At 50.9% G+C, this 880-nt stretch carries 9 tRNA genes; all 9 read left to right on the top strand.

Annotated elements, in window-relative coordinates:
- Positions 1-10: 10 nt before the first annotated feature.
- The 9 genes from WYK_RS06395 (at position 11) to WYK_RS06355 (ending at position 838) form a co-directional block, all read left to right on the top strand.
- Positions 11-86 (top strand) — tRNA-Val (locus tag WYK_RS06395).
- Between the two features lie 15 nt (positions 87-101).
- Positions 102-177: transfer RNA gene (locus tag WYK_RS06390), tRNA-Thr, on the top strand.
- A gap of 45 nt (positions 178-222) precedes the next feature.
- Positions 223-298 (top strand) — tRNA-Lys (locus WYK_RS06385).
- Between the two features lie 9 nt (positions 299-307).
- Positions 308-388 (top strand) — tRNA-Leu (locus tag WYK_RS06380).
- Between the two features lie 8 nt (positions 389-396).
- Positions 397-471 (top strand) — tRNA-Gly (locus WYK_RS06375).
- 18 nt (positions 472-489) lie between these two features.
- Positions 490-578 (top strand) — tRNA-Leu (locus WYK_RS06370).
- A 15-nt stretch (positions 579-593) separates the two neighbouring features.
- A tRNA-Arg gene (locus WYK_RS06365) sits at positions 594-670 on the top strand.
- 5 nt (positions 671-675) lie between these two features.
- Positions 676-752: transfer RNA gene (locus WYK_RS06360), tRNA-Pro, on the top strand.
- A 10-nt stretch (positions 753-762) separates the two neighbouring features.
- Positions 763-838: transfer RNA gene (locus WYK_RS06355), tRNA-Ala, on the top strand.
- The last annotated feature ends 42 nt before the right edge of the window (positions 839-880 follow it).

Raw genomic sequence — 880 nt, 5'->3', positions numbered from 1 at the left:
TGATATATTCGGAGGATTAGCTCAGCTGGGAGAGCATCTGCCTTACAAGCAGAGGGTCGGCGGTTCGATCCCGTCATCCTCCACCATTTTTTCTTACACCTGCCGGTGTAGCTCAACTGGTAGAGCAACTGACTTGTAATCAGTAGGTTGGGGGTTCAAGTCCTCTTGCCGGCACCATTTTTATCGGTCTTGCCAATCTATTATTAGACTTGGTGATAAGACGAGCCATTAGCTCAGTTGGTAGAGCATCTGACTTTTAATCAGAGGGTCGTAGGTTCGAATCCTACATGGCTCACCATTTTATATTGCGGGTGTGGCGGAATGGCAGACGCACCAGATTTAGGATCTGGCGCCGCGAGGCGTGGGGGTTCAAGTCCCTTCACCCGCACTTAATATGCGGAAGTAGTTCAGTGGTAGAATACAACCTTGCCAAGGTTGGGGTCGCGGGTTCGAACCCCGTCTTCCGCTCCAATTTTTCATTAGTTCCTTGCCGGGGTGGCGGAACTGGCAGACGCACAGGACTTAAAATCCTGCGGTAGGTGACTACCGTACCGGTTCGATTCCGGTCCTCGGCACCATCTTTAATTAAATATGCGCCCGTAGCTCAATTGGATAGAGCATCTGACTACGAATCAGAAGGTTGTAGGTTCGACTCCCGCCGGGCGCACCATATTTCGGGAAGTAGCTCAGCTTGGTAGAGCACTTGGTTTGGGACCAAGGGGTCGCAGGTTCGAATCCTGTCTTCCCGACCATTAGTTTTTTGGGGCCTTAGCTCAGCTGGGAGAGCGCCTGCCTTGCACGCAGGAGGTCAGCGGTTCGATCCCGCTAGGCTCCACCAAAAAAACTTCTTGACTTACTTTTAAAAAGTTGTTAAGATAAT

It is taken from the genome of Peribacillus psychrosaccharolyticus ATCC 23296 (assembly GCF_000305495.1).
Taxonomy (GTDB): domain Bacteria; phylum Bacillota; class Bacilli; order Bacillales; family DSM-1321; genus Peribacillus; species Peribacillus psychrosaccharolyticus.
This window is presented reverse-complemented; position numbering and strand designations above follow the sequence as displayed.